This window comes from Mannheimia cairinae (assembly GCF_028649535.1).
GTDB lineage: Bacteria > Pseudomonadota > Gammaproteobacteria > Enterobacterales > Pasteurellaceae > Mannheimia > Mannheimia cairinae.
In genome coordinates, this window is sequence record NZ_JAQSJE010000001.1 from 314,695 (window position 1) to 335,187 (window position 20,493).

Sequence of the window (20,493 nt, forward strand, 5' to 3'; positions counted from 1 at the left end):
ATGTAGGCATTTTGCTAACTAATAAGAATAAAATTATAGCCAGAATAAATATCCAACTGTTGCAATAACAAAAACAGAAATGATATTAAGCCAGAAACCTACTCTTACCATATCACTTTGCTTAATTTGGCCTGTTCCAAATACAATCGCATTTGGTGGTGTTGCAACTGGCAACATAAAGGCACAAGATGCACCTAAACCAATAATTAATGCAAGCCCTAATGATGGCATATTTAACGCTTCTGCGATTGAAATAAAAATAGGAACGAGCAATGCTGCACTTGCTGTGTTTGAAGTAACTTCCGTTAAGAAAATAATAAATGCCGCCACAATTAAACCGATTAGATAAAAATGACCACCTTCAATCAGTGCAACTACCCCATCAGCCATAATTTTACTTGCTCCAGTTTGCCCAAGCACAGAGCTTAACGTTAAGCCACCACCAAACAAGAATAAAACACCCCATTCTGTTCCATCTTGAATTTGTTGCCAATTAGCCACACGAGTAATACAAATTAAAGCTGCAGCAATTAAAGCAAGAATGGTATCAAAGCTTGCTATTTTGCCATCAATACCAAGCAAGCCAGAAATAAATGGATTTAGTTTATCTCCAAAAATCCAGCCTAAAGCAATAAAGACAAATATAGACAACGTAATAATACGAGGACGATTTAATTCAATTTTTTCAAATGACTGTTCAAATTTAACTGAAAAATCTGGTTTAAAGACTACATATAAAATCGCAATCATTAATGGAAGAAGAATAAGCATCACTGGCACGCCATATTTCATCCAATCTGCAAATGTTAAATATAATTGAGACACTACAATCGCATTTGGAGGGCTACCAACTGCCGTTCCCATACCACCAATACTTGCACTATAAGCAATCCCTAATAACATAAATACATAGGTATTATGATTTTGCTTCGGATCTAACTTACTTAAAATCCCCATTGCTAGCGGTAACATCATTGCAGCCGTTGCTGTATTACTCATCCACATAGATAAAAATGCCGTTACAGCAAATAAATAAATAGAAGCAATAGAAAGTTTACCACGGGCTAATGTCATAATTTTATTCGCAATAAGACGATCTAACTGCTGAATATGTAATGCTGTGGCTAATGCAAAGCCCCCAAAAAATAAGAAAATAGTAGGATCAGCAAAGGAAGCTAATGCAGCTTTAGATTTAACTAACCCTAATGCTACAGCCAAAATAGGAATAAGCAATGCGGTTACAGTAACGTGTAGAGCCTCAGTTAGCCATAGCACTGCAATAAAGGCAAGCAGTGCTAGCCCTTTATTCGCCTCTGGCGTAAAAGGTAGCACATTTAATAAAACAATAAATAAAATAGCATCCGCAATAAAAATTAAAGTATTGCGTCTGTTTTTATTTGGTTCAACTAATGGTGTGTTTTCCATAAAAACCTCACAACATATATAACATAGATTTACTATATATAAAAAATTTATATACGGAAACATAATTGTTATAAAAATGTGAGGCTCTTCAAAAATTCAGCACTATAAAATACTTTAATTTTAACTTTTTATAATATTTTGCAAAAAGAAGTTAAAATTAGTCCGCTTGTAACGCGATATATTCTAGTTCTATACCTAATAATCGGCTAACTAGTGCTTGTGTCATCGCTTTACTGCTTAAAGAGCCTTTCGCTTCAGCCAGAATAACTCTACTAACTGGAGTGCCAGCTAAACCTAAAAACAGTCGGTAATTTAACGCACTTTGCAACGGTAAGAAGGTCGGGTTAAAGGCTGCATTTTCAGCATATTTACCGCAAATGATGCGTTCACCAACTTGCAACGCAATACCACTAAATGCTTTACTATAAGGAGCATAAGAACGGCTAGCTGCCATAATGGCTGCTTGTTCTAGTTTATCGCCTTTTACGTCAAAAATTTGCACCTCTTCATCAAATAATACTTTTTCAATTCCCAAGTTTTTCGGACCAAAGCTATCAGGCAAGTAGCTATGCAACAAATTGTTTTGACTATGCGGTAAATGCACTTTCAAACTTGACGCACTATTTAATTCATTCATAAATTGGCGACAATGCCCACAAGGGGTGTGATTAACTACCACGTCTGTAATTAAGGTTTCACCTGCAAGCCAAGCGTGTGAAATCGCACTTTGTTCAGCGTGAACCGATTGCTGCATACATTCATCTGAAAATTCTTGGTTTGCACCAAAATAGAAATCGCCTTGTTTGCCAATCGCTACCGCTCCAACATTAAATGCCGAAATTGGTGTCACCGCATAACAAGCTGCAACCGAAATACAACGAAGGGCTAACTCTATCGGCGAAAGATAAAATTTTTGACAAAACGTTTGAACAACCTCTGCTGAGAGTTGCCCGTGAAAATGCTGCTTCACAATTTGGTCAATAACCGCTTGGGTAACCTCATCATTTTTTTCTGCTAACACATTTTCAAAACGAGCTAAAATTTCTGTTTGAAATGACATAAATACCTCCAATTATTATTTTTTATAACTACAAATCAACACACCTACCGTAATTAAAATAGCACTGATAATGTGGAAAGATTGTACCGGTTCATTTAAAAGAAGAATGCTAAACAGTGCGGCAAACAAAGGGGTAAAGTTGGTCATTACCGAGCCTTTTGCAGAGCCGACAATCGCAATACCGAAATTCCAAAAAGCATAAGAAAGAATAGAAGGGCCAATAACCAAATAGCCTACTCCACTCCATTGTAAAGCGGTCAAATTTGCTAAAATATTTGCAGATTCAGTAAAAAGTTCATAAATAAAAAAAGGGGTTAGCGTAATAACTGCCAAACCGACTAAGGTGGTTAAAAAAACCGTATTACTAATACCTATTGGGCGTAGCCGAATCACACAACAATAAACCGCCCAACTTACCGTTGAGGCAATCGCCCATAAATCGCCTTGATTAACCGAAATATGTGCTAATCGAAACATATCCCCCTGTGTTAATAACCAAAACACACCGACTAAACTAATAATTGCCCCGGTTAAAATAATCGGGCGAATTTTTTCTTTAAAGGCAAGGCGATTTAAGAACAGAACTAGCACCGGCACAACAGCTAAATAAAGGCTGGCATTTAAAGCGGTTGTAGTTTTTAGCCCCTGATAAAGGGTTGCTGGGAATAAAATCACACCCAAAAGACCCAAAACCCACATTATACCTAATGCGGGTTTAAGCTGATTTATCGCTCGTAAAGTCGGACGATAAAATAATATCGCTAAAATTAAAAAGGCAGGCAACCAACGCAGATAAGTTAATGTAATAGGCGGAACAGTTGTACTTAATACTTTGCCTAATACAAAATTACCGCCCCAAAATAGGGTTGCAATAATTAAGCTGAGATAACCTAACTTTACTGAGGCTCGACTCATAGCTCTCCTCTTTCTACAATTACCCCTACGCTACTGGCTTGAGCCACCGCTTTCGGTTTGTGTAGTTCAATTCTAAGCCAAGTGAGTTGATACTCTTTTTGTAATAAATCAGCAACTTGATGAGCGACGGTTTCGACTAATTTAAAGGGGGTGGATTCCACAAAATGTAATATTTTTTCAGACACTTCGGCATAATTCAAACAAAATTGCACATCATCATTTTTCACTGCTGCCGTAAAATCCCACGCCATATCAATATTAAAAACCAAACGTTGTTTAATCGTATGCTCCCAATCATAAGCTCCAATAGAGGCAAATGCGGTTAGTTCACGAATAAAAACTTTATCACTCATTTTTCATCCTGTTTTATTTTTGAGAATTTCTGTAAAATATAGCACAAGATAAATTTAATCAGGAAAATTTATGAATATAATTCCCTATTTATTGATCTTAGTCGCCTATTTATTAGGGGCTATTTCAAGTGCGATTATTTTCTGTAAGCTAGCGGGCTTGCCAGATCCAAGAGAGGTTGGCTCACACAACGCAGGAGCAACAAATGTATTACGCATTGGCGGAAAAAGCTCGGCATTAGGCGTGTTGTTATTTGATATTCTAAAAGGGACATTACCTGTTGCGATTGGCATTTATTTAACGCTACCGCCTTCCCAGCTTGGCTTTATTGCTTTAGCAGTTTGCCTTGGGCATATTTTCCCGATTTTCTTTCAATTTAGAGGGGGAAAAGGTGTTGCAACAGCCTTTGGTGCTATTGCTCCGCTTAGTTTTATAGTCGCAGGTGGGGCATTTGGTACTTGGCTAGTTATCTTTTTAATCTTTGGCTACTCTTCTTTAAGTGCGGTAATGACAGCATTGCTCGTTCCCTTTTATATATGGTGGTTTGAACCGCAATTTACTTTTCCTGTTGCGTTAGTTTGCTGTTTATTAGTCTATCGCCACCACGATAACATTCAACGTTTATGGCGAGGGCAAGAAGATAAAATTTGGAATAAATTCAAAAAGAAAGCATAAAAATAGGCATAGTGAAAATTCATCACTATGCCTTTATTTTATACGGCTAAATCAGCTTCATCGCCTCGGTTTTGCAACCACTGTTTGCGATCTTCTGCCCGTTTTTTACCAAGTAGCATATCCATAATTTCAAAGGTGCTGACTTCATCCTCTTTTTCTGTATCTACACTTTCATCGAACGTTAATTGCACCAAACGGCGAGTACTCGGATCCATTGTCGTTTCTCGTAACTGGCTTGGGTTCATTTCACCCAATCCTTTAAAACGCTGCACATTCGGCTTGCCTTTTTTCTTCGCCAAACGTGCTAAAATCGCCTCTTTTTCTGCTTCGTCTAAAGCATAATGAACTTCGTCTTTACCAATATCTATACGATACAACGGCGGCATAGCCACATAAACGTGCCCGTTTTGCACTAATTTCGGGAAATGACGTAAGAATAAGGCACACAATAGCGTTGCAATATGCAAGCCGTCTGAATCCGCATCGGCAAGAATACAAACTTTGCCGTAGCGTAATTCATCTAATCTATCGCTATCAGGATCGATGCCTAACGCTACTGCAATATCGTGCACCTCTTGTGAGGCTAACACTTGATCCGATGAAACTTCCCAAGTGTTTAAGATTTTACCTCGCAATGGCAAAATCGCTTGATATTCCTTATCACGAGCCTGTTTTGCTGAACCGCCGGCAGAATCCCCTTCTACTAAGAAAAGCTCGGTACGGCTTAAATCTTGAGCGGTACAATCAGCTAATTTCCCTGGTAATGCAGGGCCACTTACTAATTTTTTACGCACTACTTTTTTCGCTGCACGTAAACGGCTTTGGGCAGAACTAATTGCCATTTCGGCAATCAATTTACCAGTTTGCACATTTTGGTTTAGCCATAAACTGAAAGAATCTTTTAAGGTGTTATCCACATAACTTGACGCTTGGCGAGAAGATAACCGCTCTTTAGTTTGCCCAGCAAACTGCGGTTCTTGAATTTTTAACGAAAGCACGTAAGCACAACGGTTCCAAACATCATCGGCTGTTAGTTTTACCCCTTTCGGTAACAGGTTGTGAATTTCACAAAATTCCACCATTGCCTTTAATAAACCGTTACGCAAACCATTTACGTGTGTGCCACCTTGTGAGGTCGGAATTAAGTTTACATAGCTTTCCGCTACTAATTCACCGCCTTCCGGCAACCAGGTTAAAGCCCAACTTACCGCCTCGGTTTCAGAAACAGCATCGCCGATAAATGGTGGGTTTGGTACTGTTTCATAACCGCTTAATGCCTCGGTTAAATAATCGGATAAGCCGTCTTCGTAATACCAAGTTTCTTCTGTGTTGTTGATTTTATCAATGAAATTGATGGTGAGTTTTGGGCAAAGCACCGCTTTTGCACGCAATAAATGGCGTAAACGGCTAACCGAAAAACGAGCGGAATCAAAATATTTTGCATTCGGGTAGAAGCGAACCGTTGTTCCAGTTTGCTTTTTCGGGCAAGAACCAATTACTGTCAGTTCTTCTACTTTTGCCCCATTTTCAAAAGCAATGGTATAAACCTGCCCGCCACGTTTAATCTGAATTTCAACTCTTTCAGAAAGAGCATTTACCACTGAGATCCCCACCCCGTGTAAACCACCCGAAAAGGTATAGTTTTTATTCGAGAATTTACCGCCGGCGTGCAGTTTGGTTAAAATCAGCTCAACACCTGAAATTTTCTCGGTGGAGTGAATATCAACAGGCATTCCTCGCCCGTTATCAATCACTTCTAATGAATTATCGGTGTGAAGAATAACATCAATTTTATCCGCATAACCTGATAACGCCTCATCGACACTGTTATCAATAACCTCTTGCCCTAAATGGTTAGGACGCGTGGTATCAGTGTACATTCCCGGGCGAAGTTGCACAGGCTCAAGATCTTTTAGAACGGTAATTTCATCCGCCCCATAGCGTTTTTCAGACATTATTCTTTCTCTTAGGCTTTAAAAACAAAATAAGGCTGAATTTTAAGGAAATTCAACCCGTTTTGCAAAGTTTTGTGGAAAAAGAACCGCTTGTTATCTTACTTCTTCTGAACAATCGCCCCCTTCCCTGCCTTACGGCAGTACTTCCCCCATAGGGGGAAGAAAAAGAATAACCGCTTCACTCGGTTAAAAGATAGATAAATTTTCTCCCTTCTTTTCTTCCTTCTAAGGGGGAAGGAATAGTTGTTTCAATCGGTTAAAATACAGACCGATTTTCTTCCCCCTATGGGGGAAGTACCGCCAAAGGTGGGGTAGGGGCTACTCTACTGGCTCTCGCTCAATATCCCAAATATCTTCTCCAAATTTTAAAATCCACCATTCCAACATATCATTTTCAGAAACTGTTGCTTGAAAACGGTAATGTTCATCGCTTTCTTCTAAAATTTTTTGGTCTTTGGAAATCGGTGTTTCGGTTAAATGAAAACCAGCCCATTTTGTAATAGAAAAAGTGAGACGAATTTTGCGAATATCTTGGTAACTTGCAAAGCCTAAATGCCCTTCTTCTTGATAAGTTTGTAAATTAAAATCTTTCGGGCGTTCAAAGCTAAAGGTAGAAATTTCAGCTTTACGAATTCGGTGCATTGCCAGCATTCGGGTATCGCTAAAGCCATCAAAACGGCAAATTAAGTAAATACTCGCACCTTGCTGAGCAATCGCCAAAGGCATAATAGTAGCTGGGTATTTTTTACCACTCGGATTTTGGTATTCAATCTTCAGCAATTTATTTTGGTACAGGGCTTGGCTAACGGCTGAAAAAATCTCCTCTTTCACTTTCGCTGGAATTAACGGCAAACTTGTAGGCGTTACGCAAACTTTGTCGAGCCATTGGTGTGTCGGTTTTTCTTTGCCATTTTGAGATGTTCCAGAAACCATTCGATCCGCTTGGTCAAAAAATGGTTTCATTGAGGACATAATATTTGTCGGCAACAGATATTTAAGTTGTTGTTCCGCAAGTTTTAGTAATAGCGATTGTTGTTCATTTAAAACCGGTAAAGCGAACCCTACTGAACGCTCTTTCCAATAATAGGTATAAGGCTTGCTGTCATCGTTACACTCTAAATCATCAAAATGTTGGCAGAGCGTTTGTAAGGTTCGCTGAATACTGCGTAAATCTCGATTAAAGCCTGATTCTGTCAGCTTTTTGTGAATGGTTCTTGCCTCTATACGATCCGGCAGTTTAGGAATCATTCTCAAAATTTCTAACTGTAAAAGGGTTGCATCAATATCTTTCGGTCGATTTGCCATAGTTCCTCCAAGCTTTAATTTGGCAAAATTATAGCAAGATCAAGCGGTTAAATTGAGTGATTTTTTTGCAAATTATATCGCTATTATTCTTTGTAATTTTTGGCTTCTTCCATGATCTTTTCAAAATAAGGATGTGCTTTTAAGAGAGTGCCACAAGCCTCATAAATAGGTTCCATTGCATCTTCTAGGTCATTTTCATAACATTCAATTACCTTTTGAATATCCAAAGGTTGAATAGGCAGATACCATCGCCCTTCTTTTTCATCAAATTTAAAGCCAGTTTGTTGGATTTCAAGGAATTTTTCATTCATATTTCGACAAAAATTTTTCCATTTTCCCCTAGTAAACTTAAATTGTTCATTACCCCAATGTCCATAAAAGATAAAATTCATTTGACCACCATTAATATTAAATAAGTTTGAAATCCATTGATGGTTATTCTCTTTTATTTCACCCAAGTGATATCGTCCGATACTATTTCTATAATTCAACCCTTTGTCTAATTTATCTGTCATCCAATTTTTGGGGCAAAATCCTGTATGATTTTCATAAAAATCGAAAATACCATCCCAATCTTGCAATTCATCTTTTATAATATTATCAAGAGTGTTGAATAATGATGGGGCTAACTCATCGTAAAGAAAACTTTCCATTTCTTCAATCATTGGTAAATTTTCTAAAATTAATTTAACAGCTTGTGTTTTGCTCATTTTCTTTTCCTTAGGCTAAAAAGCCAAAATATGATAAACAAATTGTTCCGCTAACCAAATAGCTCGATTATTTGGGTTCTCTTCCAATGCTTTTTTAGTAAATTTCTGCCAGTGATTTGCCAGCTCCCCCCAAGATAGTCCACAAAATTCAGGTTTATTACTATAAAATTCAGGTAAAATACCATCTCTCGTTAAATAAATAATGCCAAAAGGTCTTCCTTTAGATTTTGCTTTTGCTGTTTCATAATAACGTTCTAGTTGTTTTTCTCCTTCAAATGCATCAATCTTTACTTCAATAAATAGCAAAAAATTATCTGCATCAATTTCAATATCAACGCGCTCAGTTTGTTCTCCTAATGGACAGCATTCTTCTATTGCCCAATAATTTCCAATAGAAATAGAACACCACGGTTCAGGTAGACATTTTAAAAATTCACTTAGAAATAAATCTTTTTGACCATGTTTTGCGTACCTATCTAAAAACCACCTTAGTGTTTTACTATTACGCACTTCATTTCGTCCTAAGTTAGCAGCCTCCCAAACATTCAGCATTAGCCCATTCTGCATTTGTATTTCTTTTTCTTGATAAATAGGTTGATAATTATCAAAAAATTTTTCCATTGCCGTAGAACTGGGAATAACAATGTTTTTTGTGTTAGTTTCTTTTTCTAGAGATACATTTCTCCAATTTTTAAAAAATGCATCTAACATCTTAATTTCCATTTTTCCTCCTTGGATTATAAATTATTACTATACTGACTTATTCCCAATATGAGTTAATACATTCTATATCTTAGCAAAAGTAATTTTTCAAATTACTTGCCCAAGAATATAAACAACTTTAAGCAACCTAAAAGATGTTCAAAAAAATTTATTCCAAAAATAATACCGCCATCTTCTGAAGTAAAACCATCCAACATTTTAGTTATATAATAGATATTATCTAATTGTATATCGTTTCCTGATTCAATAACACACAAGATATCTTGTGTAGGTTTAATATATTTAGCAACTTTATCTATTTTTTGATTAAAGTCATTGTTATCTTTCCAATGATCAATCTCAACAAGAATAAATTCTAATTCTTTATTTTTTATAAAATATCTAATATCTACGATATCAATATTGATAGAGTCATTTAAAGAAACACTAGTAAGAATAAATTGATTTAGAACCTCTCCTATTTGGTCAGAAGATAAATTTTCAATTATCAAATTCTCTCCTTTAAAATCCATTTTTACTGCTGTTTTTAAATTATCAGAAAAAACTTGTATTATTTCATTCATAACGACTCCTCATAGGTAAATAAACCTTATTTTACATATTGATATGTTATTTTGTGTCGCAACAAATCATCTTTTGCAAAAAATTCTACAAATCTAACCACTTGCGGTATAATCACGCCCTATTTTGAAAGCAGAAATTGATGAAAGGACAGAATATGTTTGAATTAAATCCAATTAAAAACCAACTTGCCGATCTTGCCGAGCGTACGGTAGTGATTAGGGGGTATCTTTGACTTTGAACATAAAGTCGAACGCTTAGAAGAAGTTAATGCCGAGTTAGAACAGCCAGATGTTTGGAATAAGCCGGAAAAAGCACAAGCATTGGGTAAAGAACGCTCAATGTTAGAGCAAATTGTAAATACCATTAAAGCCTTAGAACAAGGCATCGAAGATGTGGAAGGCTTAATTGAACTCGCAGTTGAAGCAGAAGATGTAGATACTTTTAACGAGGCTCAAGCGGAAGCCGATGAATTAGAAAAAAAACTGGCTGATTTGGAATTTAAACGTATGTTTAGTGGCCCGCACGATAGTGCTGATTGCTACTTAGATTTACAAGCAGGCTCAGGCGGTACTGAGGCTCAAGATTGGACAGAAATGTTGCTGAGAATGTATTTGCGTTGGGCTGAAAATAAAGGCTTTAAAGCGGAATTGATGGAGGCATCAGACGGGGACGTAGCAGGTATTAAATCGGCAACGGTGAAAATTTCGGGCAATTATGCTTACGGTTGGTTTAGAACCGAAACGGGTATCCACCGCCTTGTGCGTAAAAGCCCGTTTGATGCCAATAACGGCAGACATACCTCGTTCTCTGCCGCTTTCGTTTACCCTGAGGTTGATGATGATATTGATATCGAGATCAACCCTGCCGACTTGCGTATTGATGTGTACCGTGCCTCTGGGGCTGGTGGTCAGCACGTGAATAAAACCGAATCTGCGGTGCGTATTACCCATATGCCAAGCGGTATTGTGGTGCAATGTCAGAATGGTAGGTCTCAACATCAGAATAAAGATCAGGCAATGAAACAGCTTAAAGCAAAACTTTACGAGCTGGAAATGAGCAAGAAAAATGCCGAAAAACAAGCAATGGAAGATAATAAATCCGATATTGGTTGGGGTAGCCAAATCCGTTCTTATGTGTTGGACGACTCTCGTATTAAAGACCATCGCACAGGTGTGGAACATCGTACCACTCAACAGGTGCTAGACGGTGATTTAGACAAATTTGTGGAAGCAAGTTTGAAAGCAGGTTTGTAAATTACTAGCACGGCAAAGCCGTACTAGGTTAAGCATTATTCAGTCCCTTCGGGACTGGATATTCTGCTTATGCACTAAGAAAAAATATGCCTATTTTAAACTCAACATATCCATAGCTTTAAGTAAGCATTTATTAGGTATTGATATGAATATCTTAGACTCTCTTCAATTTAGTATTGGTGTTACCCTCCCAACCATTTTGCTTATGCTATTTGGGATTTTCTTACGCCGTCGAAAATTCATTGATGATGTGTTCTGTAATACTGCTTCAAAGGTGGTATTTAACTTCACACTTCCGATTATGATTTTCTTTAATATGCTAAAAAGCCCACTTGATTTTTCAAGCCAAATTAGCCTAATTACCACAGGTGTGGGCGGTTCTATTTTAATTTATTTATGGGCGGAATGGTGGGCGGCTCGGCATATTGAAAATCGTCGTTATCGTTGCATTTTCACTCAAGGCACTTTTCGCACCAATGCGGCTATTTTAGGGATTGCACTTATTTTAAATGCCTATGGCGATAAAGCATTAGCAGCAGCTTCTGTTTATATTTCTTGCCTGGTTATTACTTTTAATGTGCTAGCTGTTATCACTCTGACTTCATCACTTAGTGAGAAAAAAGTTAATGTGGGTAAATTAACCCTTTCTATTTTGAAAAACCCATTGATTTTAGCGGTTATAGTAGGTCTGATTTTCAACTATTTCAATTTAGCAAATACTATTCCGAAAGCGATTGAGTCGGCAGGAAAACTGATTTCGAGCTTAACATTACCTCTTGCATTAATTTGCACAGGGGCAAGTATTAATTTCAAACAGTTGAAACAATTTAACCAAGGTGCAGAAAGTACGGTTAATAAAATCGTCTTATTTTCTGCATTTATCCGCCTGATCCTTGCACCAATTTTCTTGTTATTACTTGGGAAATTTATCCTTAATTTACCGCCAATGGAATTAGGCATTGTATTTATTGCAGCCTCTGCACCAGTGGCCGCTGCTACTTATGCGATGGTAAAAAGCTATGGTGGCGACGGTGAAGCCGCTGCCAATTTAATTGGTGTAACTACACTTGGCTCAATGTTCAGTGCTAGCATTGGTCTATTTTTATTACGACAAATGGGGTGGGTGTAAGCTCGCCAAACAACCAAACAATAAGGAAACCCACTTGGAATATCGTTATTACATTACAACAGCTATCGTTGTTATTACCCTACAGCTATTCCTCTACTCTTTTGCCAGAACATTAGGGTGGCTGTTTAATCTCTCAACTAAATATCGCAGAATTGTCACTGCACTTGTTTTTTTAGCCATTAATGGCTTAGTTGTGCTACATATTACACGCACATTCCCTATTTTTAGAATAATGGCATTAGTGCTAGTTTTATTACTTTTTGCATTTTTCGTGAGTTTTTGCACCGCTTGTATTTACAAACTATGCAAAGGAAACAGTAGCATTAATCGATGGTTGAAAATCGCCTACCCTTTTGCTTTTTGCGGGCTTGTTGGGTTAGCACTCTATAATGCTTATGTGCCAACTGTTGTGCATTATTCGGTAAAAATAGATAAACCACTAGAAAAGCCAATACGCATAGGAATGGCAAGCGATCTGCATTTAGGTAAATTGTTTGGTGCAAAACAGCTCGATAAACTGGCCGATCTGTTTAACCAAGAAAAAGTCGATATTATTTTATTACCCGGCGATATTATGGACGATAATGTGGAAGTCTATCGTGCCGAAAATATGCAACCACACCTAGCAAAGCTCAAAGCACCGCTGGGAGTATATGCTACCCTTGGTAACCACGATTTCTTTGGGGCACAAAATAGTATCGCCAGCGAAATTCAAAAGGCAGGCATTACCGTTTTATGGGATCAAGCGGTCGAAATTGATGGCAAATTTGCACTTGTTGGACGTAATGATGATTTAGTAAAAAATCGCCCGTCAGCAGAACAGTTATTGAAATCAATCAACACGAAACTGCCTGTGTTTTTATTAGATCATCGCCCAACCGAGATTGAAAAACACGCAAAATTGCCGATTGATATTCAAGTGTCTGGGCACGCTCATAAAGGGCAAGTTTTCCCTGCAAGTATTATTACTAAGGTAATGTATCGAATTCATTACGGCTACGAGCAAATTGGGCTAGGTCATTACTTTGTAACTTCAGGCTATGGCTTTTGGGGTGTGCCAATGCGGTTAGGTTCACAATCTGAAGTAATGATTATTGATGTAGAAGGAAAAACACCTTAAGCCTATGACAAGCGGTTGAATTTTAGAGCAAAATTGCAAAAATATTTTGGGATTTGACCGCTTGACTTCATTATTTTGTGAGTTATATCACAGTCATTTTTAGTAATTTTCGCTATACTCTTGGTAATGTCTAATTTCGAGGAGTTGTATATGAGTGAATTTATCCTCAACGATCACCCACACCGTCGTTTTAATCCATTAAAAAATCAGTGGATTTTAGTTTCTCCCCATCGGGCAAAACGCCCTTGGCAAGGTCAGCAAGAAGAAATAGTTCAAGATGAGAAACCAAGCTACGATCCAACTTGCTATCTCTGCCCGGGTAATAAGCGTATTACAGGCGAAGAAAATCCGAATTACACCAAACCCTTTGTATTTAAAAATGATTTTTCGGCATTATTAGCCGATACACCCGCACCTGAGCCAAGTGACGATCCTCTCTTTCAAATTTCTCACACTCAAGGCGAAAGCCGAGTTATTTGCTTTTCACCCGATCATAGCAAAACTTTACCTCAGCTTTCAGTAAATGAAATTACCGATGTTGTTACCGTTTGGCAAGAACAAGCCAACGAGTTAAAAACACGTTATCAATGGGTACAAATCTTTGAAAATAAAGGCTCAATGATGGGTTGTTCTAATCCTCATCCGCACGGGCAAATTTGGGCAAGTAATTTTTTACCAAATGAAATTGCGATTGAAGATCAGTGCCAGCAAGACTACTTTGAAAAATATGGTCGCGTGCTTTTGGTAGATTATGCAAAGCGTGAGTTAGAAAAGAAAGAACGTATTGTCGTGGAAACCGAAGATTGGGTTGCTGTAGTGCCTTATTGGGCAGCTTGGCCGTTTGAAACCTTGCTCTTACCAAAAGCTAAACAATTTAAGTCAATAACCGATCTAAATGAGGCGGAAAAAGCTGATTTAGCCTTAGCCCTGAAAAAGCTGACGACTCGTTACGATAACTTATTTAATATCAGTTTCCCTTACTCAATGGGGTTCCACTTTGCCCCATTTAATGGCAAAGAAAATAGCCACTGGCAACTGCACGCTCATTTTTATCCGCCACTATTGCGTTCTGCTACTGTGCGTAAATTTATGGTTGGCTATGAAATGATGGCGGAAACACAACGTGATCTCACCCCAGAACAAGCTGCAGAACGCTTAAACGCAGTCAGCGATACACAACATTATAAAGATAAATAGTAAGGAATAGACAAATGAAACCACAAGATATTGCCATTCAACAATTTGAAAAACATTTCGGTTATAGTGCTGAAAAAACGGTTTTTGCCCCTGGCAGAGTGAATATTATTGGTGAACATACCGACTACAACGATGGCTTTGTAATGCCTTGTGCCATTAACTATGGCACTGCAGTAAGCTTTGCAAAACGTGATGACAATAAATGGCGAGTATTTGCAATTGATTTAAACGAGCAAGATGAATTTGACCTCAGCCAGCCGATTGAACCAAGCGAACATAAATGGGCTAATTATGTACGTGGTGTGGTGAAATTTATTCAAGCAAAACACCCAAATTTTAAACAAGGTGCTGATTTAGCTATTACCAGCGATGTGCCAATGTCATCAGGCTTAAGTTCTTCTGCAGCTCTTGAAGTCTCTATCGGAAAAACGGCTCAAGTGCTTGGTAATTTACCGCTTTCCTTAACCGAAATTGCGTTAATCGGGCAAGAGGCAGAAAATAAATTCGTAGGTTGTAACTGTGGCAATATGGATCAGCTTACTTCTGCTTTGGGGCAAAAAGATCATTTAGTGATGATAGATTGCCGCAGTTTAGACATTACTCCAACCCCTGTGCCACAAGGCTACTCTATTGCAATAATTAACTCTAACGTGAAACACGATTTAGTGGCAGGTGAATACAATAGCCGCCGCCAAGAGTGTGAATTTGCAGCTCATTTCTTTGGGGTTGCCAAATTGCGAGATGTCACACCTGAGCAATTTATTACACGTGCGGCAGAGCTAAATGAAGTAAATGAACTTGCCTACAAACGTGCCAAACATATTATTAGCGAAAACCAGCGAGTGCTCGAAGCAGTTGAAGCATTAAATGCAAATGATATGGCAAGACTCGGTGAGCTAATGGGGCAATCTCACGACTCTATGCGTGATGATTTTGAAATCACTATTCCTGAAATTGATTATTTAGTAGAACTTGCCCAAGTTGCGATTGGAAAAGATGGCGGAGCCCGTATGACGGGTGGCGGTTTCGGTGGCTGTATTGTTTGCTTAGTACCGAATGAGAAAGTTGAGGCTCTTCGCCTACTTATTGCAGAAAATTACGAAAAACACACCGGCATTAAAGAAACATTCCATCTTTGTACTGCTTCAAACGGTGTGCGTGAGATTATCTAATTCACAAGGAGATGTGTATGAATTTATTTACCCTAGAAAATGAATTTTTAAAAATTACGCTTTCCGACTTTGGGGCGTCTTGGCTTTCTTGTGTTGTCAAAATGCCGAATGAAGAACGAGAGGTGTTAGTGACAACAGATGCAAAAAACTGGCAAAAACAGACCGCTTTTTTTGGGGCAACCATTGGCCGTTACGCTAACCGCATTGCCGATGCCAAATATTCCCTGAATGGTAAAACCTACCATTTGCCTAAGAATAACGGCGAAAATAATCTTCACAGCGGGCCATTAGGGGCGGATAAAGTGCTTTGGAGCTTAGAAAACCAAAGCCCGCAAGCGGTCAAATTTTCTTATATTTTTGCAGATGGCGAGCAAGGTTTTGGGGGAGAAGTAAAAGCCTTTGTGGAGTATCAATTAGTTGAAAATGAGCTAAAAATTATTTTTGATGCAACATCAGACCAAGACACTCCGCTTTGTTTGACTAATCACGCTTATTTTAACCTACAAGGCTCAGAAAATATTTTAGAACATCAATTACAGCTCAATGCGGAAAAATATTTGCCTGTTGATGCTAGCGGTATTCCCAACGCTCCCCTTAAAGAGGTGGCAGGTACAAGTTTTGATTTCCGCAAGGCGAAGAAAATTGGGCAAGATCTTCTAGCAGATGAAGACCAAAAAGCAGTAAAAGGCTACGATCACGCTTTTCAACTTGCAAAAAGTAGCGAAAATTTAACCGCTTGTTTATCGGTTGATGATTTAAAAATGGAGCTTTACACCACAATGCCAGCCATTCAAATCTACACCGGCAACTGGCTTAAGGGGCAACCTAACCTTAATGGTGGCGAACACAACGATTATGCAGGCATTGCACTAGAACCAGAGTTTTTCCCAAATTCAGTAAACCAACCTGAACTATTACAATTTGGTGGGATTACCAAGGCGGGAGAAAGTTATCATCATTGGATAGGTTACAGATTTTCATTGTAAATATGATAAAAATAGGGGATTTCTCCCCTATTTCATCACTTATTGAGCTAATCGCTTAACCAAACTCATCACATCTTCAATCTGTTTTACCGATAATTTTCCTTCTGAAGTAAATTGTACTTTGCCAGACTTATCTAAAACAGCAATAAAGCTCTCCTTTTCTTTTAAGCCCCAAGCTTTTTTTACTTTACCTTGTTGATCTAATACAACTTGTGTATGGGGATTAGCTAATTTTCCATCTTCTACACTACTCTTTACAAACAAACCAGTCCCCACAACGGCATCATCAGCATTGACAATAGTTACGGTTTGATATTTTTCACGGTTAAGTCCCGCATTTCTAATAGCTGCCATTAATGCTTCATTTTTCTCTTTTACAGAGCTTCGACCAGCAAAATGGTGAATAACTCGCACTTTCCCTACTAATGCGGAAGAATCCCAATTTTTATACGCAATTTTGCCTGCAGAAACAGTTAATTCTCCATCTTTCTTTACCGACACTGATGGTAAATTTTGATTTAGTTGAACATTGTGAGCAAATGCCATATTTGCAAAACATAAGCCAAAGATAACCGCTAGTTTAGAGTGTTTTTTCATTTTTTATTCCTATTGTGAGTAAAATTCTACCTGTATCAAATACAATTTGCTGATTTTACTTAAAGTATTGTTTAAAAGAAAAGCATTCGATGAATTTTTCTACTCGTTAATTCATTGAATTTATGCTATTTTAGCAAATGTTTTTTATAACATTTATTTTTTATCAATTTATACAAAATTTAAGGAGCTTTTATGCAACAAGGTAGCGGAATGGAAATGATCTTTATTCTGGTTATTTTTGGTTTAATTTTCTATTTTATGATTTACCGCCCTCAAGCAAAACGTCAAAAACAACAACGTGAATTGCTTGCAAGCCTAGCAAAAGGTGAAGAAGTTTTAACTAGCGGTGGTTTAATCGGTAAAATCACGAAAGTTTCTGCAGAGAACGATAATATTGTTATCGCATTAAATGATACAACTGAAGTAACAATTAAACGTGATTTCGTGGTTGCCGTGTTACCGAAAGGTTCATTAAAATCTCTTTAATTAATAAACACTTAACATTTGGGGATTTATTGTGTTAAACCGTTTCCCTCTATGGAAGAATTTAATGGTGATCTTCGTGATCGCCATTGGTGCTTTATATGCCCTTCCAAATTTATATGGCGAAGATCCATCAGTACAAATTTCCGGTACTCGTGGACAAGAAGCAACGCCTGAAACTCTTGCTCAAGTCCAATCTACGCTTTCATCAATGAATATTCAACCGAAATCAGCTATTTTAGAAAATGGTTCAATTTTGGTACGTTTAGAAAGTGATGAGCAACAACTCCCTGCTAAAGAAAAAATTTCTGAAGCACTTGGCAATCAATATTCTGTTGCTTTAAACCTTGCACCCGCAACACCAAATTGGCTAACAGATATTGGCGGTAGCCCAATGAAACGAGGTTTAGATTTACGTGGTGGTGTACGCTTTTTAATGGAAGTTGATATGAATGCAGCACTAACCAAGCAACAAGACTCTTTGCAAGACAGTCTGCGTAATGATTTCCGTAAAGAGAAGCTGCAGTATAAAGCGGTTAAAAAAGGCGAAAATTTTGCTACTGAGATTGAATTTATAGATAACAATACCGCTGAAAATGCTATTCGTTTAATTCGTCGTATGCACCCAAATCTTGATATTTTGGTTAGTGCAAATAACGTAACATTAACACCCTCAGATCAAGCTTTATCAGACTCTCGTAGCTCTGCCATTGAGCAAAACTTATCTATTTTACGTAAGCGTGTTGAAGAATTAGGTGTCTCTGAACCAACAATTCAACGTCAAGGTGCTGATCGTATTGTTGTGGAATTACCAGGGGTTCAAGATACTGCTAGAGCAAAAGAGCTTTTAGGTGCAACCGCAACGCTTGAATTTCGTTTAGTTAATACTGAGGCAAATTTGGCTTCAGCAACTCGAGGAATTGTACCTGCTGATTCTGAAGTGCAAAATAATCGTGATGGAGCACCTGTTGTTTTACTACGTAAACCAGCTCTTGGCGGTGAACATATTATTGATGCAACCGCAGGAACTGATGAACGAGGCTTACCACAAGTTAGCATTAAATTAGATGCTGAAGGTGGTAATATGATGGGTGAAATTACTAAAATTGCCGTAGGAAAACCAATGGCAACACTTTATAGTGAATTTAAAGACTCTGGCCGTAAAGATGCTAATGGCAAAGTGATTTTAGAAAAACACCAAGAAGTGATTAATGTAGCCACTATTCAAACTCGTCTTGGTAGCCAATTCCAAATTACGGGTATTAATTCATCTGCAGAAGCACAAAACTTAGCCGTTCTATTACGTTCTGGTGCATTAATCGCACCGATTGTGATTGTAGAAGAACGTACCATTGGTGCATCTTTAGGTGCAGATAATGTAAAACAAGGGATGGAAGCAGGTATGCTTGGCTTGGCACTCACTATTGTTTTCTGTCTATTTTTCTATAAAGTGTTCGGCATCTTCGCCGCTCTTGCCCTTGTTACCAATATGATTTTAACTATTGGGTTAATGTCATTAATTGGTGCAACATTAACTATGCCGGGTATTGCAGGGATTGTTCTTGCTGTTGGTATGTCTGTAGATGCCAACGTTCTAATTTATGAACGTATTAAAGAAGAACTTCGTAACGGACGTTCGATTCAACAGGCAATTCACGAAGGTTATAATGGTGCATTCTCAAGTATTTTTGATGCGAACCTAACAACCGTTCTTACCTCACTTGTACTTTATGGTGTAGGAACAGGCCCAGTAAAAGGCTTTGCTGTTACACTTGCATTAGGGGTTATTATCTCTATGTTTACGGCTATTACAGGCACTCGAATGTTAGTAAACTGGGTGTATGGTGGCAAACGAGTGAAGAAACTTTGGATTTAAGGTGGAATAAATGGCTATTGAAAATACAAAACAAGATGTAGCAGATATTAAACTGCCTTATAAGTTAGTTCCGTTTATGAAATACCGCTATGTCGGTTTCATCTTCTCGTTAATTATTACCGCTTTGTGTTTGTTTACCATCATTACAAAAGGGCTTAATTGGGGGTTAGACTTTACTGGCGGAACCGTTATTGAGACACAATTTTCTCAACCTGCTGATTTAGCAACGCTTCGATCTGCACTTGATGAAAATGGTTATGGAAGTGCTTTAGTCCAAACCACAGGCAGCCAAAGAGATCTTATGATTCGCTTATCGGCAAACGCAGGCGATATGAGTGTTGGCAATCAGGTAATGGATATTATCCATCAACAATTAGATCCAAATGCGATTATCAAAAGTATAGAATTTGTTGGTCCAAATGTTGGGGAAGAATTAACCCAAGGTGCTATCTATGCAACTCTTGCAACATTAGCGATGCTACTTATTTATGTAGGTACTCGCTTTGAATGGCGTTTAGCGGTTGGTGGTATTATGGCTCTTTTCCACGATGTATTAGTGACTATTGGTATTTTCTCATTCTTACAAATTGAGATTGATCTTACCTTCGTTGCAGCTATTTTGTCAGTAGTGGGATATTCACTTAATGACTCCATTGTGGTTTTTGACCGTGTACGTGAAAATTTTGTCAAAGTGCGTCGTTCTAATTCCATTGAAATTATTGATATTTCATTAAGTCAAACACTTGCTCGTACATTAATGACTTCCTTAACAACCCTATTTGTTGTGCTAGCATTATTCTATTTAGGTGGTCCAACACTACATAGTTTCTCGCTTGCACTATTAATTGGTATTGGTTTTGGTACATATTCTTCAATTTATGTTGCTATTGGTATTGCACTTCAACTTGGTTTAAAACGTGAGCATATGCTCCAACCAGTCGTTGAAAAAGAAGGTGCCGATCAAGATTCATTTATTGATTACTAAGCATAAAGGCAG

20 protein-coding genes are annotated in these 20,493 nt (G+C 37.9%); 10 read left to right on the forward strand and 10 right to left on the reverse strand.

The window, feature by feature from the left end; genetic code table 11:
* Positions 1 to 33: 33 nt before the first annotated feature.
* The 4 genes from PTQ27_RS01585 to folB all read right to left on the reverse strand — a co-directional run bounded on the left by PTQ27_RS01585 (position 34) and on the right by folB (position 3,753).
* Complete coding sequence (locus tag PTQ27_RS01585) at positions 34 to 1,425, reverse strand: DASS family sodium-coupled anion symporter (RefSeq protein WP_273748354.1); 1,392 nt, start codon at positions 1,423 to 1,425, stop codon at positions 34 to 36.
* A 157-nt stretch (positions 1,426 to 1,582) separates the two neighbouring features.
* Positions 1,583 to 2,485 carry a cytidine deaminase gene (cdd, locus tag PTQ27_RS01590; protein ID WP_273748353.1) on the reverse strand — a complete coding sequence of 301 codons (903 nt, stop codon included), beginning with the start codon at positions 2,483 to 2,485 and terminating at the stop codon, positions 1,583 to 1,585.
* A gap of 15 nt (positions 2,486 to 2,500) precedes the next feature.
* Entirely contained in the window at positions 2,501 to 3,400 is a 900-nt protein-coding gene (locus PTQ27_RS01595; protein WP_273748352.1) for a DMT family transporter, read from the reverse strand.
* Positions 3,397 to 3,753 (reverse strand): dihydroneopterin aldolase, encoded by a 357-nt coding sequence (gene folB, locus PTQ27_RS01600; protein WP_273748351.1) that lies wholly within the window; start codon positions 3,751 to 3,753, stop codon positions 3,397 to 3,399. The genes PTQ27_RS01595 and folB overlap by 4 nt, the downstream gene beginning before the upstream one ends.
* A 70-nt stretch (positions 3,754 to 3,823) precedes the next feature.
* Between folB and plsY the strand changes: the two genes are divergently transcribed.
* Positions 3,824 to 4,426: a glycerol-3-phosphate 1-O-acyltransferase PlsY gene (gene plsY / locus PTQ27_RS01605; protein ID WP_273748350.1), complete on the forward strand. Its 603-nt coding sequence runs from the start codon at positions 3,824 to 3,826 to the stop codon at positions 4,424 to 4,426.
* A gap of 38 nt (positions 4,427 to 4,464) precedes the next feature.
* Here plsY and parE read toward each other — a convergent pair whose 3' ends face one another.
* From parE to PTQ27_RS01630, 5 genes are all read right to left on the reverse strand, one after another.
* Positions 4,465 to 6,381 carry a DNA topoisomerase IV subunit B gene (gene parE / locus PTQ27_RS01610; RefSeq protein ID WP_273748349.1) on the reverse strand — a complete coding sequence of 639 codons (1,917 nt, stop codon included), beginning with the start codon at positions 6,379 to 6,381 and terminating at the stop codon, positions 4,465 to 4,467.
* 318 nt (positions 6,382 to 6,699) lie between these two features.
* Positions 6,700 to 7,686 carry a helix-turn-helix transcriptional regulator gene (locus PTQ27_RS01615; RefSeq protein ID WP_273748348.1) on the reverse strand — a complete coding sequence of 329 codons (987 nt, stop codon included), beginning with the start codon at positions 7,684 to 7,686 and terminating at the stop codon, positions 6,700 to 6,702.
* Positions 7,687 to 7,769: 83 nt separating this feature from the next.
* Entirely contained in the window at positions 7,770 to 8,396 is a 627-nt protein-coding gene (locus tag PTQ27_RS01620; protein WP_273748347.1) for a hypothetical protein, read from the reverse strand.
* Positions 8,397 to 8,411: 15 nt separating this feature from the next.
* A complete protein-coding gene (locus PTQ27_RS01625) occupies positions 8,412 to 9,119 on the reverse strand; it encodes a PDDEXK-like family protein (protein WP_273748346.1) in 708 nt (235 codons plus the stop codon).
* 92 nt (positions 9,120 to 9,211) lie between these two features.
* Positions 9,212 to 9,682, reverse strand: coding sequence for a hypothetical protein (locus tag PTQ27_RS01630; protein WP_273748345.1), 471 nt, complete (start codon positions 9,680 to 9,682; stop codon positions 9,212 to 9,214).
* A 155-nt stretch (positions 9,683 to 9,837) separates the two neighbouring features.
* Here PTQ27_RS01630 and prfB point away from each other — a divergent pair.
* From prfB to PTQ27_RS01660, 6 genes are all read left to right on the forward strand, one after another.
* Positions 9,838 to 10,936 (forward strand): peptide chain release factor 2 gene (prfB, locus tag PTQ27_RS01635; protein ID WP_273748344.1). Its coding sequence is split into 2 segments (ribosomal slippage): positions 9,838 to 9,912 and positions 9,914 to 10,936, totalling 1,098 coding nucleotides; the frame shifts between segments, so codons are not numbered across the junction.
* A gap of 145 nt (positions 10,937 to 11,081) precedes the next feature.
* On the forward strand, positions 11,082 to 12,065 hold the full coding sequence (locus tag PTQ27_RS01640; protein WP_273748343.1) for an AEC family transporter: 984 nt from the start codon (positions 11,082 to 11,084) through the stop codon (positions 12,063 to 12,065).
* 34 nt (positions 12,066 to 12,099) lie between these two features.
* Positions 12,100 to 13,185, forward strand: a complete 1,086-nt coding sequence (locus tag PTQ27_RS01645) for a metallophosphoesterase (RefSeq protein WP_273748342.1) — start codon at positions 12,100 to 12,102, stop codon at positions 13,183 to 13,185.
* 150 nt (positions 13,186 to 13,335) lie between these two features.
* The gene (gene galT / locus PTQ27_RS01650; protein ID WP_273748341.1) at positions 13,336 to 14,382 is read left to right on the forward strand and encodes a galactose-1-phosphate uridylyltransferase; all 1,047 of its coding nucleotides are present in this window, start codon (positions 13,336 to 13,338) and stop codon (positions 14,380 to 14,382) included.
* A 14-nt stretch (positions 14,383 to 14,396) separates the two neighbouring features.
* Positions 14,397 to 15,554 (forward strand): galactokinase, encoded by a 1,158-nt coding sequence (gene galK / locus PTQ27_RS01655; RefSeq protein ID WP_273748340.1) that lies wholly within the window; start codon positions 14,397 to 14,399, stop codon positions 15,552 to 15,554.
* 17 nt (positions 15,555 to 15,571) lie between these two features.
* Positions 15,572 to 16,540: a galactose-1-epimerase gene (locus PTQ27_RS01660; RefSeq protein WP_273748339.1), complete on the forward strand. Its 969-nt coding sequence runs from the start codon at positions 15,572 to 15,574 to the stop codon at positions 16,538 to 16,540.
* Positions 16,541 to 16,579: 39 nt separating this feature from the next.
* Here PTQ27_RS01660 and PTQ27_RS01665 read toward each other — a convergent pair whose 3' ends face one another.
* The gene (locus PTQ27_RS01665; RefSeq protein WP_273748338.1) at positions 16,580 to 17,137 is read right to left on the reverse strand and encodes a YtfJ family protein; all 558 of its coding nucleotides are present in this window, start codon (positions 17,135 to 17,137) and stop codon (positions 16,580 to 16,582) included.
* A 192-nt stretch (positions 17,138 to 17,329) separates the two neighbouring features.
* Between PTQ27_RS01665 and yajC the strand changes: the two genes are divergently transcribed.
* The 3 genes from yajC to secF are packed head-to-tail and all read left to right on the forward strand — an operon-like array spanning position 17,330 to position 20,481.
* A complete protein-coding gene (gene yajC, locus PTQ27_RS01670; protein ID WP_273748337.1) occupies positions 17,330 to 17,623 on the forward strand; it encodes a preprotein translocase subunit YajC in 294 nt (97 codons plus the stop codon).
* A gap of 31 nt (positions 17,624 to 17,654) precedes the next feature.
* Entirely contained in the window at positions 17,655 to 19,496 is a 1,842-nt protein-coding gene (gene secD / locus PTQ27_RS01675) for a protein translocase subunit SecD (RefSeq protein WP_273748336.1), read from the forward strand.
* Between the two features lie 10 nt (positions 19,497 to 19,506).
* The gene (gene secF / locus PTQ27_RS01680) at positions 19,507 to 20,481 is read left to right on the forward strand and encodes a protein translocase subunit SecF (protein WP_273748335.1); all 975 of its coding nucleotides are present in this window, start codon (positions 19,507 to 19,509) and stop codon (positions 20,479 to 20,481) included.
* The last annotated feature ends 12 nt before the right edge of the window (positions 20,482 to 20,493 follow it).